Below are 17,102 nucleotides of genomic sequence, written 5' to 3' on the forward strand. Positions count from 1 at the left end.
TTACCACGGTAGTGGTTGTTTCTCTATATGTTCTCTCCAAAATTCGTGTAATTTTTCTACCAATTCTTGAGGCATACGTTCTGACGCAGCAGCCATATTTTCCTGCAACTGACTGAGATTTTTTACGCCTGGAATCACAGTCGAAATCTCTTCATGAGCTAAGATGAAGCGCAGTGCTGTTCGATTTAACTTTGGCTCATAATGCGTTAATTCTTTTATTTGTTGAATTAACGCCGTCCTCCGTACTTTATCCGCATCCGTCCATCTACTGCGAATATCATGAAATACACTACCAGCATCATACTTACCAGATAACCACCCTGAGTCGAGCGGAACCTTAGCTATTAACCCTACACCTTTTTCTTTAGCTTTATTAAAGGCTTGGGTAGTCTCTTGATGCATTATATTAAACAGTACTTCAATTACTTTGCTATTAGTCGTCTCTATTAACTGTAACATGTCCTTGCTAGAGTCGACAGAAGCACCATATGCTCGTATTTTACCTTCTGCTTTTAACTGCTCTAGCACTTCATAGTGCGGACTATCTCCATTTAATAACTCATAAGGTGGGTTGTGCAAAAGGATGGTGTCGACATAATCTGTTTGTAGTCTTCTTAGACTACCTTCCACCGAGTAGCGCAGAGCATTCACATCAAAATTTAAAGTCCCATCTGCATGATGACCAAACTTAGTATTAATGACAACTTGATCTCTTTTTCCTTTCAACGCTTTTCCTAGTAATGTCTCACTATTCCCAGAGCCATAATTAGGGGCTGTATCAAAAAAATTACACCCTTCTGATAGGGCTGCGTGCACTAGATGCATCGCTTCCGTCTCTGTCATGGCAGACCAATCTTTGTCATTTCCGAGCTGCCAGGCTCCAAAGCCAACCTCAGATACGTGTATACCTGTATCACCGAGTGTTCTTGTTTTCATCTATGCACCTCTTTACTCGCAAATTTTACAAACGAGAAATTGATTTTACTAAAATGATAATCGTAATTAATAAGCGCCTCTAATGTGCTTTGCGATATCTGTTTCATAAAAGTCAGCTAGTCGCTTTAGTTCTTCCTGTGTAAACGACGGAACATCTCCCGCCTCCAGGTTTGCTTTCACTTGTTGTACATTTTTAAATCCAGGAATGACACAGCTAATCTCCTCTTGGTCTAACAACCAGCGTAAGGCAGCGTGAGCCATCGAGATACGTCCTTCTTTAATCCAGCTCAACTGATTTGCCAATTCCACACCGGTTTCAAACGGTATACCAGCAAATGTTTCGCCGACATTAAACGACTCACCATCTCGGTTAAAATTACGATGATCATCTGCTTCAAACTTTGTATCTTTAGTAAATTTACCAGTTAACAGACCACTAGCTAGTGGTAAACGGACTAGAATACCAACACCAGAAGATTTTGCTTGTGGCAATAATTCATGTAATGGCTTCTGCCTAAACAAATTGAAAATAACCTGGAGTGCACTTACACTAGTATTCTCTACGCAAAACAGGCCTTCCTCAACCGTTTCTACACTCACGCCATAATGACGAATTTTACCTTCTTGCTTTAATTTATCTAGTACTTCAAACACTCGTCCATCTTTCAGTATTTCTAATGGAGGACAGTGAATTTGGTACAAATCAATCGCTTCACGATTCAACCTTTTTAGGCTTGCTTCGCAAAAGGCACGAACTTGCTCTTCTGAGTACGTGGCATGGTCATAAATATCCCCTGCACGACAAAATTTCGTAGCTATATGTATTTTGTCTTCTAGCCCTTTCGTGGCTTTTGCAAGTAGCTCTTCGCTATGTCCTCCGCCGTATACATCTGCTGTATCAAAAAAGTTAACGCCTTGATCTATCGCAACTTGCAGAGCACGTAGAGATTCCTCGTCATTGACTGATCCCCACGAACCACCAATAGCCCATGTCCCGAAGCTAATTTCACTAACCTTTAAATCAGTATTTCCTAATTGTCTATATAACAAAGCGTTCTCCTCCTTATCTTAAGAAACCGGTTTACTAAATGATAGCATGGAAAAACATCTTTTTCTACCCGTTAAACAAACTGCTGAATAATTTATTAGTAATCCTAAATTATCCATTGAACTATTAGCATTTATGTAAGATAATGTGTAAATGCAGTTAGTTCAACAACTGAACAAAGTGAGGTTATATATGGTACATACAACTGAACAACACACAGTTAAAAGAATGAATATAAGCCTTGTTTTTCATTATATTAAAGATAATAGTCCTGTCTCACGAGTTGAAATTGCTAAGCACTTAGGCCTTACAAAAGCAACTGTATCGACGATTGTACAAGAGCTTATTAATAAAGGGCTCGTGTACGAAATGGGCCCAGGCGCATCAAGTGGTGGTCGAAAGCCTGTTATTATTGTGTTCAACCAACAATGCGCCTATTCAATAGGGGTAGATGTTAAAGTTGGCTATGTCCAAGGTCTTCTTGTTGATTTTAAAGGCAAAGTAGTTCAGAAAGAAATAATTACCTATGAGCAGGAGCACATGTCCAAACAAACGATCATTAACATAGTAAAAAAGACTATTTACACATTACTAGAAGCAACTCCCCCCTCATTATATGGTGTCGTAGGCATTTCCATTGGTGTACCTGGTATTGTGGATTGCGATGGTTTTATCTTACATGCTCCTAATTTGAATTGGAAAGACGTAGACATCCAAACTATACTTGCGGATGAGTTCAATATTCCCGTAATAGTCGATAACGATAGTAATTTTGGCGCCATCGCTGAATACACTTTTGGGAAAATCCCTCATACGAATAACTTTTTGTATGTGAGTGTTGGGGTAGGAATCGGTGCTGGTATCATTATAAATGGACAATTATATAAAGGTAGCTTTGGATTTTCAGGTGAAGTGGGACACATGACAATTGTACCTGATGGAGCTTTATGTAGTTGTGGCAATAAAGGTTGTTGGGAGCTGTATGCATCCGAAAAAGCACTTCATAAAGCTTCTAACCGGCTTAATTCGGAAAACCTCGGGATTGATGACCTAGTTCATTTAGCCAACAAAGGCGATTATCACGTTATTGAGCTATTTAAAGAAATGGGCGAGTACTTTGGAATCGGGCTCTCAAACTTAGTTAATATATTCAATCCCGAATCAATCGTTATTGGAAGTAGCTTAAATAAACTATCAAAATGGATTGAACCAGCGATTTATCGTGAAATGGAGACACGTGCACTTGTTTATCACCGAAGAAGATTTCATATTTCTTTTTCTCATTTAAACAATGATGCTACTTGTTTAGGTGGAAGTTTGCAAGCAATAGAAACATTTTGTCGCACCACACTCAATATTATAAAGTAAGAAGGGATTTTTTTATGCCTTATACAGGTCAAGTAAACTCATTACGAATCTTTTTGTTCTTTTTTCATGCCTCAGTCACCATCATTATTAGCTTTTTACCTGTTTATTTTAAATCTGAAGGATTATCAGGTGCGCAAATTGGTTGGCTTCTAGCCATTGGGCCAATGATCTCTATGATTACACAACCCATTGCAGGTTTTTTAAGTGATAAGTATAAAACTGTTAAAAAGCTATTGCTGATAAGTTTATTAGGTACGATCGTTTTTGGAACAATCATGTTCCAAATGCATACATTTGCACTATTTCTGCTAGTCGGCTTGTTTTTCTTTGCCTTTATGAGTCCACTCGGCGCGTTAGGAGATAGCTTAACACAGACGACTGCCACCATTTCTAATAAGAAATTTGGCAGCATTCGTTCCTTTGGTTCACTCGGTTTTGCTACTGCATCATTAATTGGCGGCGTTATATTAGGGTTTATCGGGATTGCCAATGTTGGCTACGTGTTTATTGGTCTTTTATCTATCGCGTTCTTGCTATGTTTAAAAGTAACAGATGTTAGTTTGTCAAAAAATCCCGTTACCGTTATAGATACATTTAAGCTGTTTAAAAATCGTAGATTAGTTGTATTTTTAGGTATCATGCTTTTTATAACAATTACACACCGTACGAACGATAGTTATTTAGGTATTTATATAGAGTCGTTAGGCGGGAACGAGCAACTTATTGGGCTTGCTTGGTTTATTGCCGTTCTATCGGAAGCTATTATTTTTGCTACGAGTCGCCACTGGATTGATAGGTTTAATCTAACGACATTAATTGTTGTAGCCTCCTTGGTTTACACTGTACGCTGGTTTTTATTTAGCATAGCAAACGACCCATCTTTCATCATTATGTTCCAATTCATGCACGGCTTATCATTTGGAATCTTTTTTTCCTGTGCGTTTGAATATGTCAGCCGTTTAGTGCCAAGGGACTATATCGCAACAGGGCATTTACTCTTTATAATGTTCTTCTTCGGTTTTTCTGGCATCATAGGTTCATTAGCGGGAGGTATGATTTTAGATGTTTATGGTGGCTCCACTTTGTATGTTGTTTTAGGCATTATGACGTTGATTGGTTCTTTAGCCTTGTATGCTTTCTCTTACAAGACAGAGCAGAAAAAGGAAAATGTATTAGCACATTAGTAGTATGAAAATGCACGAAAAAAAGTCACGATTATTCGTGACTTTTTTCTTGTAATATCTTCACACCACACGATTCGCGAATAACTAGTTCCGAATCGACATAAATATATTTACACTTTACTTCATTGTTTATTAAGTCGTTTAAAATATATCCCGCAAGCTTCCCCATTTTTACTTTATCCTGTCTTACAGTTGAAAGCTTAGGGTCACTATATCTACAAGCCTCGATGTCATCACAACCAATAACTCGTATATCTTCAGGTACCTTCAATCCCTCTCCTTTAATAGCGCGAATAGCCCCTAACGCCATCATGTCTGAAGCAGCAAACACTGCTTTCGGATAAGGCTTGTTAGCTAACAAATATTTCATAGCATCATAGCCACTTTGCTCTGTAAAATCACCGTAATATACCCATTCATCGTACACAGGTAGACCGAATTGTTTCATAGCCTTCATAAAACCCTCTTTACGAATACTCGCTATGAAGGAACCCTCTTTTCCACCTATATAGCCTATATCTCGCACCCCATTCAAATAGAAGTGCTCCACCACTTGAAAAGACAATTTAGTATTATCTGTCATCACATAACTTGACTTAGAACCAGACAATTTCAAATCAATCCCCACACAAGGAATTTCACTTTGATCTAGTTCATAGACAGCTGACTCAATCTCTTCACCTGCAATAATTAAACAACCATCTAAATGAAAATGTCGAGCCCGAGCTAAATAATTGTCACTCGTTTTAGATAACTGCTCATTAGAAAACATTAATATATCGTACCCTAGGTCGCCCATGGTTTTTTTAAAAGCGTTTAGAACTTCATTAAAGAAAGGGTGATTAAATTCCACATTTACTTTTCCCGAAAAAATCAAGCCTATTAAGTTTGACTTTTTAGTAGCTAATGATTTTGCAGAAAATGTTGGCTGGTACCCTGTTTCTTCAATTATCTTCATCACTTGCTTCGTTGTTTTTTCACTAATCCCACCATAGTTGTTAATAATTTTAGAAACAGTGGCTGGTGAAACACCTGCCATCTTGGCGATATCTCGGATCGTTAATTTCATGGCTATCCCTTCTATACTGTAACGTTAAACATGATGGTATTATTAAATATCATCATGCACATCATTAATCATACCATTGACTCACGTATGATTGTCAATAAACGTTATTAATGCCACTTCCAATTTTATATTTACCCACTACTACGGTCATACTAATAGAAAAAGGTATCCAAAAGGAGGCACTCATAATGGAAAAAACACAGGCATTAGCTTATACCACCATCGCTATGAGTAAACTAGGTTACAGTCGTAGGGAAATTGAACAAATTACAAATGCTATGCTCGAGGAGTTTGAAGTCTATACAGAAGGTGAAGCAGAGGATAAAGCAGACGAAATAATATTTGGCGATGCTCCTGAACGGACATGAATGTATATTTCGAGAAAAGTACAAATATAATAAAGTACACTTTAGGAGGGTGTCCCAAAACTTACGTTTTTGGGGCATTTTTTTAAAAAAAAAACAGTGGCGTTGATTTTCACTCCATTGCGCTCGCTTTCCGCGGGGTGGCCGTGAGCCTCCTCAGGCTGCGCCTTGTGGGGTCTCACGCTTGCCACTACAATCCCGCAGGAGTCGAGCGCATTCCGCTACAATCAACAAGGTACGAAACATGATATACTAGGCTGAAAAGTAAGCATAAAAAAACAAGAAGCGCGTCTTTCTTGATATAATGTAATCACCACAACAACATTATAGAAAGGACGAGCTTCTTATGTACCAAGAGTATAACACATGTCAACTAGTGCTACCAATGGATATTGCTATTCTCATTCCACAAAATCACATATGCCGCCGCCTAAGCCTAATAGACCTGGCGGTTGATAAAATGAGTCCCTCTCTTTTTTTACATTGATAGTAATTGCATTGGGAATTAATACTGTAACCATACTTCAGAGACAAAAGAAATTTCCACCTAAAAAAAGAGCGTAGGGAATTCAAACACCTACGCTCTTACCATTTAAATTAAATCTACTAGCTCTAACACTTCATCAACGGTACTGCAGTTTAATGCTTTTTCAGCTAATTGTTGCATATCTGCTTTTGATAAGTCACGGATTTGCGTACGTGCTGGCAGAATAGATGAGGCACTCATACTAAATTCATCAAGGCCTAACCCAAGCAGTAACGGAATTGCTTTTGCGTCCCCTGCCATTTCTCCACACATGCCAGCCCACTTACCTTCTTTATGTGCCGCATCAATGACCATTTTAACTAATCGAAGAATTGCTGGATTATATGGTTGATACAAATATGCGACGCGTTCGTTCATGCGATCCGCGGCCATTGTATATTGAATTAAGTCATTTGTTCCAATGCTAAAGAAGTCTACTTCCTTGGCAAATTGATCAGCTATAACAGCTGTTGACGGTATTTCAACCATGATACCAATTTCAATGTTATCCGATACCTTCACACCTTCTGCTACTAACTTATCCTTTTCCTCTAGTAGCATCGCTTTTGCTTCTCTGAATTCTTTAAGAGTAGCAATCATTGGAAACATAATTTTAAGCAGACCATACTCACTTGCACGCAAGAGTGCACGAAGCTGTGTACGGAAAATACCTTCTTCTTCTAAACATAAACGAATAGCACGGAACCCAAGAAACGGATTCATTTCCTTAGGTAGATCTAAATATGGAAGCTCTTTGTCTCCACCAATGTCGAGCGTGCGTACAACAACAGGCTTTTCATTCATACCTTCTAAAACAGCCTTGTATGCTTCAAACTGCTCGTCTTCTGTTGGTAACTCAGAGCGACCCATATATAAAAATTCTGTACGATACAAGCCGACTGCTTCAGCACCATTCTTCACAACACCTTCTATATCATCAGGCGTGCCAATGTTTGCTGCAAGCTCTACGTGAACTCCATCTTTAGACACCGTCGCTTCGTTTACAAGCTTTTGCATTTCTTCCTTTTCTTTCGCAAATGCTTCTTGTTTTTGTTTATACTCCGCGATTGTTGCTTCATCCGGATTCACAATAACGGTACCTTCTGTCCCATCAAGCACAATCATGTCACCGTCTTTAATTTCAACCATTACTTTTTTCGTACCAACAACAGCCGGAATTTCAAGACTTCGCGCCATAATAGCAGAATGTGACGTACGACCACCTATATCAGTTGTAAAGCCTTTTACATATTGCTTATTCAATTGAGCCGTGTCAGACGGTGTCAAATCTTCAGCAATTACTATCACTTCTTCAGAAATAGTAGCTGGATTTGCAAACTTCACACCAAGCAAATGAGCAAGCACTCTACGTGTTACATCGCGAATATCAGCAGCGCGCTCTTTCATATACTCATTATCCATTTGCTCAAACATAGTAATAAACATCGTAGCTGTCTCTTGAAGAGCTACTTCTGCATTTGCTTTATCATGCTTGATTTTATCCTTAATTGGGTTCACTAGTTCAGGATCACCTAACACTAATAAATGCGCTGAAAAAATTTCGGCTTTGTCTGCACCTAAAGTTTCAAGCGTTTTTTGCTTAATAACTTCAAGCTCATCCATTGCCTTTGCAAAAGCTGCATCAAGTCTTGCTACTTCTGCATCAATGTCAGTAATCGTTTTTTGCTCAATTGTTAAATCCGGATTCTCAAGTCTAAATGCCTTAGCAATAGCGATGCCCGTCGAGGCTCCAATCCCATTAATTGTAATTGACATTATTCTCCTAACCCCTCTTTTCTAATCGTATCTTCTATCGTACTCATAGCCTTTTCTTCATCAGTACCATTTACTTTAATTGTAATAACGGCACCTTTTGTAATACCTAGAGATAGTACACCCATTATTGATTTCAGATTAACCGTACGCTCTTTATGTACTAATTCAACATCTGCATCAAATTGAGTCGCTGCTTGTACAAGATTCGTTGCTGGTCTTGCATGGATACCTGATTCACTTGTTACTGTAAAACTCTTTTCAATCATTATTCTTTTATCTCCCTTACAGACAATATTTATGTTGGATTTCGACGGGCAAAATCGACAAATTTAAACTTATCTGGTCGATGACGCGATTCGGTATACTGAAACACCGTTGCATCATCTAAATAAACAAAGCTACGGATGACAACAATGTTGTGATAGCCTGTAATATCTAATAACTCAAAATCCTCCGTCGTAGGCTCTTCCACTGTAATTTCTTTCTTGGCGAAGCTAATATGTAACCCGAGCTCATTCTCTAGATAATCGTATATCGAATCTTCACAAACACTTTTCGTTAAGGTAGGTACAGAGCTTTGAAGCAGGTAATCCTTATCAAGAATAATTTTTTCTCCTGCTATTTCTCTCGTTCGGATAACCTTCCAAACATAATCTTTTTTACCTACATTGAGTAAAGACAGCATAGGCTCTTTAGCATACTCTAGAGACATCTCATTAACAATTGTACGTGATGTCTGACCTAAAGTGTTTGTCAATTCTTTGAAACTCACGAGACCTGATACGGGAAAATCAAATTTCCTTACATCGATTACGATAGATCCTTTTCCTTGTATCTTTTGAATATATCCGTTTTGAGACAACAAGTGCAACGCTTTCCGTATTGTCTCCCTTGATGTTTTGTAACACGTTGCTAACTCATTCTCGGATGGTAGCTTCGTGTTTGCTGGAAGTAGACCATTTTTTATTTGCTGACACAAGTCCTCATAAATCGTCACATATTTGTTTCTCATACTCTCCCACCGAACATATATATTAAAAGGCTAAAAAAGCTTTTCATTATAAGGTAGTGGCTTCAGGTTGCGCCCTGAAACTACTACCAAAATGTCACCTTCTCACTTTGCCAATTTCGATAAACGATAGACAACAGATTCATATGGACGCAACGTCATATTTGCATAATCACTAGGTGAATCACTATAATTGGAAAGCAATATTTCTGATTCATATCCACTAAAATCTAACTCTTGCGGCAACACAAAGGATGTTTTATTACCATAGAAGTTATTTATTACTAGTAATGCCTCATTATCTTTTAAGCGTACGTATGCAAATACATCATCATGATCCTTCTCTATCAATTTGAAGTCTCCATCGGTAATGATATCATACGTTTTACGGAGTTGTATCAATTTTTGATAATGATAAAAAACCGAATCTTCATTCTGCATGGCTACTTCAGCATTCACATCTTTGAAATTGTTTGATACAGGGATCCAAGGTGTTCCACTTGTAAAACCTGCATTCTCGGTTGCATCCCATTGCATAGGGGTACGAGAGTTATCACGTGACTTACTCTTTAATATGTCAAGAACCTCTTGCTCAGACTTCCCTTTTTCTTGTAAAATTTCATACATATTTAACGACTCAACGTCACGATATTGATCGATTGATTCATACTTTGGATTTGTCATTCCAAATTCTTCACCTTGATATATATAAGGTGTTCCCCTCATCATATGAATCGTTGTTGCAAGCATCTTGGCCGATTCCTTATGATATTCCGTATCATTACCGAAGCGCGATACGACACGAGGCTGGTCATGATTACACCAAAACAGAGCCATCCAACCATTTCCTTTTTGCATACCCTCCTGCCATGAAGATAAAATTTCCTTTAATTCATGAAAGTTAAATGGAGCAACTGTCCATTTATCACCGCCAGGATAATCCACTTTTAAATGATGGAAATTAAACGTCATGTTTAATTCCTTTCGATCTGGCTGCGTATATAATATACAATTCTCAATCGTTGTTGATGACATTTCTCCAACCGTCATCATGTCATAATTCGAGAATACTTCATTATTCATCTCATGTAGATAGTCATGAATACGAGGGCCGTCTGTGTAAAAACGACGTCCATCTCCTTTATCATCGTTAGGGAAGCTCTGATCCTTAGAAATTAGATTAATAACATCTAGACGGAAACCATCTATACCTTTATCAAGCCAGTACTTCATCATATCGTACAAATCTTTGCGCACCAGTTCATTTTCCCAATTAAGGTCAGCCTGTGTTACGTCAAATAAGTGTAAATAATATTGACCTGTCTCCTCATCAAGCTGCCAAGCATTGCCGCCAAATTTTGACTCCCAATTGGTTGGGGGTTGTTCAGTTTCCCCATCTTTCCATATATAATAGTCACGATACTTATTATCTTGAGATTTACGAGATTCAACGAACCACTCGTGCTCCGTTGATGTATGATTGACTACTATATCCATGACAATTTTAATATTGCGTTGATGTGCTTTTTCTAGCAATTCATCAAAATCTGCCATTGTTCCATATTCTTCATGAATATTAAAATAATCGCTAATATCATACCCGTTATCTTTTTGTGGAGATTTATAAATAGGCGTTAACCACAATACATCTACGCCGAGCTTATGTAAATAATCTAGTTTTTCAATAATCCCTTGAATGTCACCAACGCCATTTCCAGTCGTATCATTAAAGCTTTTTGGATATATTTGATATACGACTGCCTTTTTCCACCATGGCTGCGTCATATAAACACACCACCCATTTCAGTTATTATAGTGCAATAGCAACCTAACTTAGATTAGCTTGGTTGCTATTGCTTTTTATTATTCGCTTATTGGTTACATGACAAGTGTCATAAACATAATTACCTAGATAAGTCGTTTATGAACCAAGTGTTTATGCTTTTTTTCGTTTAGCCATAAAGAATGTTAGTAAAAACGGAACTACTATAACGATTGCCATTCCAATGAAGAAGGCTCCCCAGTTTTCTTTTTGGATAGATAAGAAGCCTGGCACACCACCAACACCAATAGATAGGGCACGAACCTTCTGTGTCATAATATATAAACCGGCGATGGCAGAAGATACCAATGCTGCAATAAATGGATATTTATAGCGTAAATTCACCCCAAACATAGCTGGCTCAGTAATCCCTAACCAAGCTGAAATCCATGATGTTAAAGCTAAACCTTTTAATTTTGTATCTTTAGTAGCAAACATCATCGCTAATGCTGCAGATCCTTGCGCAATATTAGATAGAGCTAGCATCGGCCATAAGAATGTGGTACCCGTGCTACCAATTAATTGAATATCAACAGCTAAGAACGTATGATGCATACCTGTCACAACAAGTAGTCCATAAATACCACCATAAATCAAACCACCTAGAGCTGCAAAGTTATCAAATACAGCTACTAGTGCGCTTGTAATAGCATTACCAGCTGCAAACATAATTGGGCCAATCGCAATAAATGACAAGAAACCTGTAATCAATAATGCAATCGGTGCAACAAATAAAAGCTGAATAGCATCTGGTATAATTTTACGTAGCCAAATTTCAAGCTTAGCTAGAACATATGATGCAAATAAAACGGGAAGTACTTGTCCTTGATAACCAATCTTTTGAACCTCTAACCCAAATAAGTTCCATGTTGGAATCGTACCCTCTTTTAATGCATTCCCGTAAGCCCACGCATTTAACAAGTCAGGGTGAACAAGCATTAAACCTAGGACAATACCTAGCAATGGATTACCGCCAAACTTCTTAACAGCTGACCAACCAATTAGACCAGGTAAAAACACGAATGCTGTATTCGCAATTAAGTTAATAATGCTAGCAATATCTGTCCATTGCGGATACAGTTCAATTAAAGGTTTTTCATCAAAAATGCCAGGGCCCGTTAAGATGTTATTAATACCCATTAAGAGACCTGCTGTTACAATGGCTGGTAAAATAGGGAAGAAAATATCCGCTAACGTTTTAATACCTTTTTGTAGCGGATTTAGCTTTTCTGCAGAAGCTGCCTTCACATCATCCTTTGATGCTTCACCGATGCCAGTTATTGCAACAAGCTCTTTGTAGACTTTATCTACCGTTCCTTGTCCAATGACAACCTGAAACTGTCCATTTGTAGAAAAGGACCCTTTTACAACATCTAAATTTTCTAACGTGTTTGTATCAACTTGTGCTTCATCTTTTAATGCAAAACGTAGCCGTGTTACACAATGTGTTGCGGCCACGATATTGTCTTTTCCGCCAATCGCCTCAACGATTAGCTCCGCTTGCTTACGTAAATCCATCTAAGTTGCTCCTCCTATTTTTTATATTTATTTAGTAGTTACATGAATAACTTCTGTTTGCCCGGCAACCGTGTCTGTAACAGATAGTTTATTAAACGCTTCAACCATGTCACCATTTGTAATAACGACCGGTGTAATGGTACTTGCTGCTTTTTCACGAATAAGGTCTAAATCAAATGTAACTAACGTATCGCCCGCTTTTACCTTGTCTCCTGCTTTCACATGAGCAGTAAAGCCCTCTCCGTTCATAGAAACTGTTTCTAAACCAATATGAATGAGAATTTCAAGACCCGTTTTTCCTTTGATCCCAACAGCATGTTTTGTTGGAAAAACTTGAACAACTTCGCCATCTACCGGTGCAACTGCTTTCCCTTCAGTAGGATCAATCGCAATACCATCACCCATCATTTTTTTCGAAAAAGTTGGGTCCGGTACTTCCTCAATCGCAACCATCTTTCCTGTTGCTATCGCCTTAATTGATTCTTCCGTTGGTTTTGATTCTTTCCCGAATAATTTTTTAAGCATATTAAACCCCTCCTAAAATCGCTTTCATTTGTTATTTTTAAATCATCCAACGCAATATGTATATACAAGTGTAAGATATATTTTAACTTGTATATACAAGTTAGACAACTAAAATTTCTTTAAAAAAGTATGAATTAAATTTCTTCCAATTTATATTTTGTATTCGTGATGTCATTTATCCATATTTTCAAAAGGTTTTCCTACGAAAAGCAGTACCCCTTTATAGCTTTTTTAAACACACATGTGTTGTGAGTGTAATGACGGGAAACATACCACCGAAATCGTCTTGAGATGAAATTATTTACATCGGCCCGCAGGAAGGGTCTCCCTCCGGAGGGGGGCAGCTTAAGGCCTAGAGGAGCTAGGCGCTGAAGCTAGACACAAATCTAGGTAAAAAAACTTATACTTTCCTATCCATAAAAAAACGAGCACTATCTTATTCAGATAGTACTCTTCCTTGTCTACGGATTTGTTGACCATAAACCTGCTGATTTTATAAATATCCGTGGGTGTAGCTTTAACTGTGCAATCATGAATTCAGCTAAATCCTCCGGCTGCATAACTTTTTCAGGATTGCCATCTGTTAACTTGTTTTCTACAGCTAAGTCAGTGGCAACCGTACTCGGCGTTAAAGCAGTGACTCGGATATTATGTTTTCGAACTTCCATCGCTAAGGATTCTGTTAAACCTAGTAAACCAAATTTCGAAGCACTATAAGCACTCGTCACTGGTGCACCCTTTTGTCCAGCTGTTGATGAAACATTGATAATGTCACCTGATTTCATAGCAATCATATCTGGCAGTACCGCTCTCGTAACATAATAAGCACCTAGCAAATTAACTTGAATGATTTGTTCCCACTCATTCGGGTCTAATTCTAGGAAGCCTCCAAACTTAGCAATCCCCGCATTATTGATGAGAATATCACAGGCACCTAGTTCTTGCTTTAACATGCCTGTTGCATGATCCACTTCTTCACGACTTGCGATATCGGCTGTTGCAACAGCAATTTTGACTCCTTTTTCCTTAAGTTCATCAGCAACATTTTGCAAGTGTTCTTTCGTTCTTCCTAATAACCCTACATTGACACCTTCATTAGCCAATGCAATCGCAACAGCTTTTCCTATACCTCTACCTGCACCTGTTATGAAGGCTGTCTTACCTTGTATATTTTCCATATGTATCACCTCAACTTAGAGTATAATTAACAGTGCATACACAAGCAAATTTGTAAACCGGCCCTTTATTTTAGATTATATAAAATTTTCAAACAATATATTGACATAGCATTATATTGCTGGTATTTTTATATTCATAATTAAAAATCTACGACGAGACAAAGTACGTATTGATATTGATCTAAAGAGAACCGATATATGCTGAGAGTCGGTGTTCAAAGCAATACAGAAAAATCACCTCTGAGATGTTGTGCTGAAATAGTAGTAAGTGCTTACCGGCCTGTCCTCCGTTACAAGGAACGCGTATTAATGTACGCTGCTAAGTGCTATAGGTGTCTATAGAATTAGGGTGGTATCACGAGTGTAACTCGTCCCTTCGATTAGGGACGAGTTTTTTATTTTTTAAACAGATAGAAGGAGAGTATTATGATGAAAAAGAACGATGTATTATTAATTGGACTTATGTTATTTTCAATGTTTTTTGGGGCAGGTAACTTAATGTTTCCACCGTTTTTAGGAGCTGAAGCCGGTAGTTCCTTTTGGATAGCAATGGCTGGCTTCATTGCAACAGGGGTAGGCCTTCCCGTTATTGTTCTAGCAGCTATTTCCCTTGTGAGAGGGGGAGCAGAAGCACTTGCAGATCGTGTTCATCCATTATTTAGTACCGTATTTATTGCTATTGTTTATTTATCTATCGGCCCGTTTCTTGCGATTCCGCGTAACGCAACAGTTGCATTTGAAATGAGCTTAAAACCGTTTATGAATAGTAGTAGCACGCTATCATTGCTGCTGTTTTCACTCGTATTTTTTGGTCTTGTATATGTTGTCAGCTTAAACGAATCTAAAATGATGGATTATATGGGGCGCTGGATTACACCGGCTTTATTATTATCTATTTTAGTTTTAAGTGTAGTAGCATTCATTCGTTTAAATAGTGGGTTCGCGGCACCTGTTGAGCGCATGCAAGAGGGGGCATTCTTTAAAGGGTTCCTAGATGGCTATGCGACGATGGATGCTCTTGCTTCTTTAGCTTTCGGTATTGTTATCATTAGCGCATTAAAACAGAAAGGAATATCTGATCGAAAATCTGTGTTTCGGTACACGTTATCAATCGGTCTTATTGCTGGTGCCGCACTTGCTTTCGTATATATCGTGCTAGGTGTCATGGGTGCTAAAATGGTAGCCTTCGGCAGTTACACAAACGGGACGGAAATTTTATCTGCTTCAGCCTCTCTGTTATTCGGTTCGGCTGGTAGCATCTTGCTTGGCATTATATTTACTTTAGCATGCTTCACTACGTGTGTCGGATTAACAACAGCATGTGGGCAATATTTTTCAAAGGTTTGGCCTCGTGTTAGCTATAAAACCGTCGTTGTTGTTGTAACTCTAGTTAGTTTAGGACTTGCTAACTTAGGATTGAACCAAATACTAACTGTATCAGTGCCGTTCTTAGTAATGGCATACCCATTAACGATTGTTCTAGTTGTTTTGGCTTTCCTACATCCATTATTTAAAGGCTCTCATTCTGTATATGTGGGTGCGATGACTATGACAGGCTTAGTCGCCCTATACGAAGGAATTAAGGCCACGGGGCTTTCTTTTGGAGTGGTAGATGAAATGATGAATCTTTTGCCATTTGCTAGCTATAGTCTAGGCTGGATACTTCCTGCCATTGTTGGTGGCATAACCGGTTATCTCATGACAAGTAAGCAACGTATTAATACACCAAGGCAAAAGGCTGCCTAACATATATTAAGCCCGTAGAGCATGTCTACGGGCTTAGTATATGTTAGACTTCAATGTTGATTTTCGCTCCACTGCACTCGCTTCCGCGGACGGTTCGGAAACCTCCGACGCACAGGACATCTGGCTAGTGCCGACAATGCGCCAGAACGGAAACCTGCAGGTGGCTGGTCATGCGAGCGTTGCGACAGGACGTGGCGCTCTGAGTCTTTTTGTCTTCTATCATGTGCTTCGCTACTATTAAAAGTATTTAAAAATCAACAGCTATCTTTGACAAAGCCAAAATTATAAAAATGTTCCCCAAAATACAAAAAGTAAAGCAGCAAGTCCCATAAAAAATACTCCTACACAAGCTAAACCTAAAGGACTTCCCCAACGGATTTCTTTCATACTTTCCATCTCCTTATTATTTAGTTATTATTTCAGCCAACCTTTTTTCTTAGCAATACTAATTGCCTCAACACGATTGGTAGCATTGAGCTTACGTAATATTTCCGACATGTAATTACGAACAGTGCCGTTTGATAAAAATAACATGCTTGCAATTTCCTTTGATGTCTTTCCTTCAGCAGCGCTCTTTAACACATCTAACTCTCGCTCTGTAAGTGGGTTGGTTTCCTGCCATACTGACAAGGACAGCTCAGGACTTATGATACGTTTCCCCTCTATTATCTTACGAATATATTGTGCGAGCTCACTACTAGGACTGTCTTTTAACAAATACCCATGAACACCCGCTTGTATCGCTCTTTGAAAATATCCTGGTCTTGCAAAGGTTGTCAGAATGATAATCTTACATGCTTGCCCTTCTTGTTTAACTTTCTCCGCTACATCTAATCCCGTCATGATTGGCATTTCTATATCCATGACACAAATATCTGGATTATGCTTTGTAATCAACTCATATGCTTCTTCTCCATTAGCAGCTTCTCCCACAATGATAAAATCATCTTCTAAGCTTAACAAAGCACCAAGTGCTCCTCTTAACATGCCTTGGTCTTCTGCTAAAACAATTGATATCATCTAGATTGTCTC

15 protein-coding genes and 1 other annotated feature are annotated in these 17,102 nt (G+C 38.4%); of the genes, 4 read left to right on the forward strand and 11 right to left on the reverse strand.

Translation table 11 applies throughout. The annotated features are described in order from the left end of the window. Together EJF36_RS20365 and EJF36_RS20370 are read right to left on the reverse strand one after the other, a co-directional pair. Positions 1 to 936 (reverse strand): aldo/keto reductase, encoded by a 936-nt coding sequence (locus EJF36_RS20365; RefSeq protein WP_125908057.1) that lies wholly within the window; start codon positions 934 to 936, stop codon positions 1 to 3. Between the two features lie 66 nt (positions 937 to 1,002). Further along, entirely contained in the window at positions 1,003 to 1,986 is a 984-nt protein-coding gene (locus EJF36_RS20370; RefSeq protein WP_125908058.1) for an aldo/keto reductase, read from the reverse strand. 190 nt (positions 1,987 to 2,176) lie between these two features. Between EJF36_RS20370 and EJF36_RS20375 the strand changes: the two genes are divergently transcribed. Both EJF36_RS20375 and EJF36_RS20380 read left to right on the forward strand, forming a co-directional pair. Further along, complete coding sequence (locus EJF36_RS20375; RefSeq protein WP_185806989.1) at positions 2,177 to 3,352, forward strand: ROK family transcriptional regulator; 1,176 nt, start codon at positions 2,177 to 2,179, stop codon at positions 3,350 to 3,352. A gap of 14 nt (positions 3,353 to 3,366) precedes the next feature. Next, the gene (locus tag EJF36_RS20380; RefSeq protein WP_125908060.1) at positions 3,367 to 4,536 is read left to right on the forward strand and encodes an MFS transporter; all 1,170 of its coding nucleotides are present in this window, start codon (positions 3,367 to 3,369) and stop codon (positions 4,534 to 4,536) included. 31 nt (positions 4,537 to 4,567) lie between these two features. On the opposite strand, the gene EJF36_RS20385 is transcribed toward EJF36_RS20380, so the two are convergent. After that, positions 4,568 to 5,605, reverse strand: a complete 1,038-nt coding sequence (locus EJF36_RS20385; protein WP_125908061.1) for a LacI family DNA-binding transcriptional regulator — start codon at positions 5,603 to 5,605, stop codon at positions 4,568 to 4,570. A 188-nt stretch (positions 5,606 to 5,793) separates the two neighbouring features. Here EJF36_RS20385 and EJF36_RS20390 point away from each other — a divergent pair, with 188 nt between their 5' ends. After that, complete coding sequence (locus tag EJF36_RS20390) at positions 5,794 to 5,973, forward strand: hypothetical protein (protein WP_125908062.1); 180 nt, start codon at positions 5,794 to 5,796, stop codon at positions 5,971 to 5,973. A gap of 589 nt (positions 5,974 to 6,562) precedes the next feature. Here the strand turns inward: EJF36_RS20390 and ptsP are convergent. From ptsP to EJF36_RS20425, 7 genes are all read right to left on the reverse strand, one after another. Next, positions 6,563 to 8,272: a phosphoenolpyruvate--protein phosphotransferase gene (ptsP, locus tag EJF36_RS20395; RefSeq protein WP_125908063.1), complete on the reverse strand. Its 1,710-nt coding sequence runs from the start codon at positions 8,270 to 8,272 to the stop codon at positions 6,563 to 6,565. Then, positions 8,272 to 8,538 (reverse strand): phosphocarrier protein HPr, encoded by a 267-nt coding sequence (locus tag EJF36_RS20400; protein WP_260471960.1) that lies wholly within the window; start codon positions 8,536 to 8,538, stop codon positions 8,272 to 8,274. Before EJF36_RS20400 ends, ptsP begins: the two co-directional genes overlap by 1 nt. A gap of 29 nt (positions 8,539 to 8,567) precedes the next feature. Continuing rightward, positions 8,568 to 9,284, reverse strand: a complete 717-nt coding sequence (gene treR, locus EJF36_RS20405; protein ID WP_125908064.1) for a trehalose operon repressor — start codon at positions 9,282 to 9,284, stop codon at positions 8,568 to 8,570. Between the two features lie 102 nt (positions 9,285 to 9,386). Continuing rightward, entirely contained in the window at positions 9,387 to 11,066 is a 1,680-nt protein-coding gene (gene treC / locus EJF36_RS20410; RefSeq protein ID WP_125908065.1) for an alpha,alpha-phosphotrehalase, read from the reverse strand. 151 nt (positions 11,067 to 11,217) lie between these two features. Further along, a complete protein-coding gene (gene treP / locus EJF36_RS20415) occupies positions 11,218 to 12,621 on the reverse strand; it encodes a PTS system trehalose-specific EIIBC component (protein ID WP_125908066.1) in 1,404 nt (467 codons plus the stop codon). Between the two features lie 27 nt (positions 12,622 to 12,648). Next, positions 12,649 to 13,146 (reverse strand): PTS sugar transporter subunit IIA, encoded by a 498-nt coding sequence (locus tag EJF36_RS20420; RefSeq protein ID WP_125908067.1) that lies wholly within the window; start codon positions 13,144 to 13,146, stop codon positions 12,649 to 12,651. A gap of 461 nt (positions 13,147 to 13,607) precedes the next feature. Beyond that, positions 13,608 to 14,324 carry a 3-ketoacyl-ACP reductase gene (locus EJF36_RS20425; RefSeq protein ID WP_125908068.1) on the reverse strand — a complete coding sequence of 239 codons (717 nt, stop codon included), beginning with the start codon at positions 14,322 to 14,324 and terminating at the stop codon, positions 13,608 to 13,610. 141 nt (positions 14,325 to 14,465) lie between these two features. Beyond that, positions 14,466 to 14,703 (forward strand) — a binding site (T-box leader). Between the two features lie 50 nt (positions 14,704 to 14,753). On the opposite strand from EJF36_RS20425, the gene brnQ reads away from it, so the two are divergent. Beyond that, complete coding sequence (brnQ, locus tag EJF36_RS20430; protein WP_125908475.1) at positions 14,754 to 16,070, forward strand: branched-chain amino acid transport system II carrier protein; 1,317 nt, start codon at positions 14,754 to 14,756, stop codon at positions 16,068 to 16,070. A gap of 414 nt (positions 16,071 to 16,484) precedes the next feature. Here the strand turns inward: brnQ and EJF36_RS20435 are convergent, their stop codons facing one another. Continuing rightward, positions 16,485 to 17,090, reverse strand: a complete 606-nt coding sequence (locus EJF36_RS20435; protein WP_125908069.1) for a response regulator transcription factor — start codon at positions 17,088 to 17,090, stop codon at positions 16,485 to 16,487. Positions 17,091 to 17,102 lie beyond the last annotated feature (12 nt).

The organism is Bacillus sp. HMF5848 (assembly GCF_003944835.1).
GTDB lineage: Bacteria > Bacillota > Bacilli > Bacillales > HMF5848 > HMF5848.

Excerpts from the sequence above, each read along its gene's own strand:
- EJF36_RS20380 (WP_125908060.1), top strand. The coding sequence starts at position 3,367 with ATGCCTTATACAGGTCAAGTAAACTCATTACGAATCTTTTTGTTCTTT.
- EJF36_RS20365 (WP_125908057.1), bottom strand. The coding sequence starts at position 936 with ATGAAAACAAGAACACTCGGTGATACAGGTATACACGTATCTGAGGTT.
- EJF36_RS20435 (WP_125908069.1), bottom strand. The coding sequence starts at position 17,090 with ATGATATCAATTGTTTTAGCAGAAGACCAAGGCATGTTAAGAGGAGCA.
- EJF36_RS20375 (WP_185806989.1), top strand. The coding sequence starts at position 2,177 with ATGGTACATACAACTGAACAACACACAGTTAAAAGAATGAATATAAGC.
- EJF36_RS20425 (WP_125908068.1), bottom strand. The coding sequence starts at position 14,324 with ATGGAAAATATACAAGGTAAGACAGCCTTCATAACAGGTGCAGGTAGA.
- EJF36_RS20385 (WP_125908061.1), bottom strand. The coding sequence starts at position 5,605 with ATGAAATTAACGATCCGAGATATCGCCAAGATGGCAGGTGTTTCACCA.
- treC (WP_125908065.1), bottom strand. The coding sequence starts at position 11,066 with ATGACGCAGCCATGGTGGAAAAAGGCAGTCGTATATCAAATATATCCA.
- treR (WP_125908064.1), bottom strand. The coding sequence starts at position 9,284 with ATGAGAAACAAATATGTGACGATTTATGAGGACTTGTGTCAGCAAATA.
- EJF36_RS20400 (WP_260471960.1), bottom strand. The coding sequence starts at position 8,538 with ATGATTGAAAAGAGTTTTACAGTAACAAGTGAATCAGGTATCCATGCA.
- treP (WP_125908066.1), bottom strand. The coding sequence starts at position 12,621 with ATGGATTTACGTAAGCAAGCGGAGCTAATCGTTGAGGCGATTGGCGGA.
- EJF36_RS20420 (WP_125908067.1), bottom strand. The coding sequence starts at position 13,146 with ATGCTTAAAAAATTATTCGGGAAAGAATCAAAACCAACGGAAGAATCA.
- EJF36_RS20390 (WP_125908062.1), top strand. The coding sequence starts at position 5,794 with ATGGAAAAAACACAGGCATTAGCTTATACCACCATCGCTATGAGTAAA.
- brnQ (WP_125908475.1), top strand. The coding sequence starts at position 14,754 with ATGAAAAAGAACGATGTATTATTAATTGGACTTATGTTATTTTCAATG.
- ptsP (WP_125908063.1), bottom strand. The coding sequence starts at position 8,272 with ATGTCAATTACAATTAATGGGATTGGAGCCTCGACGGGCATCGCTATT.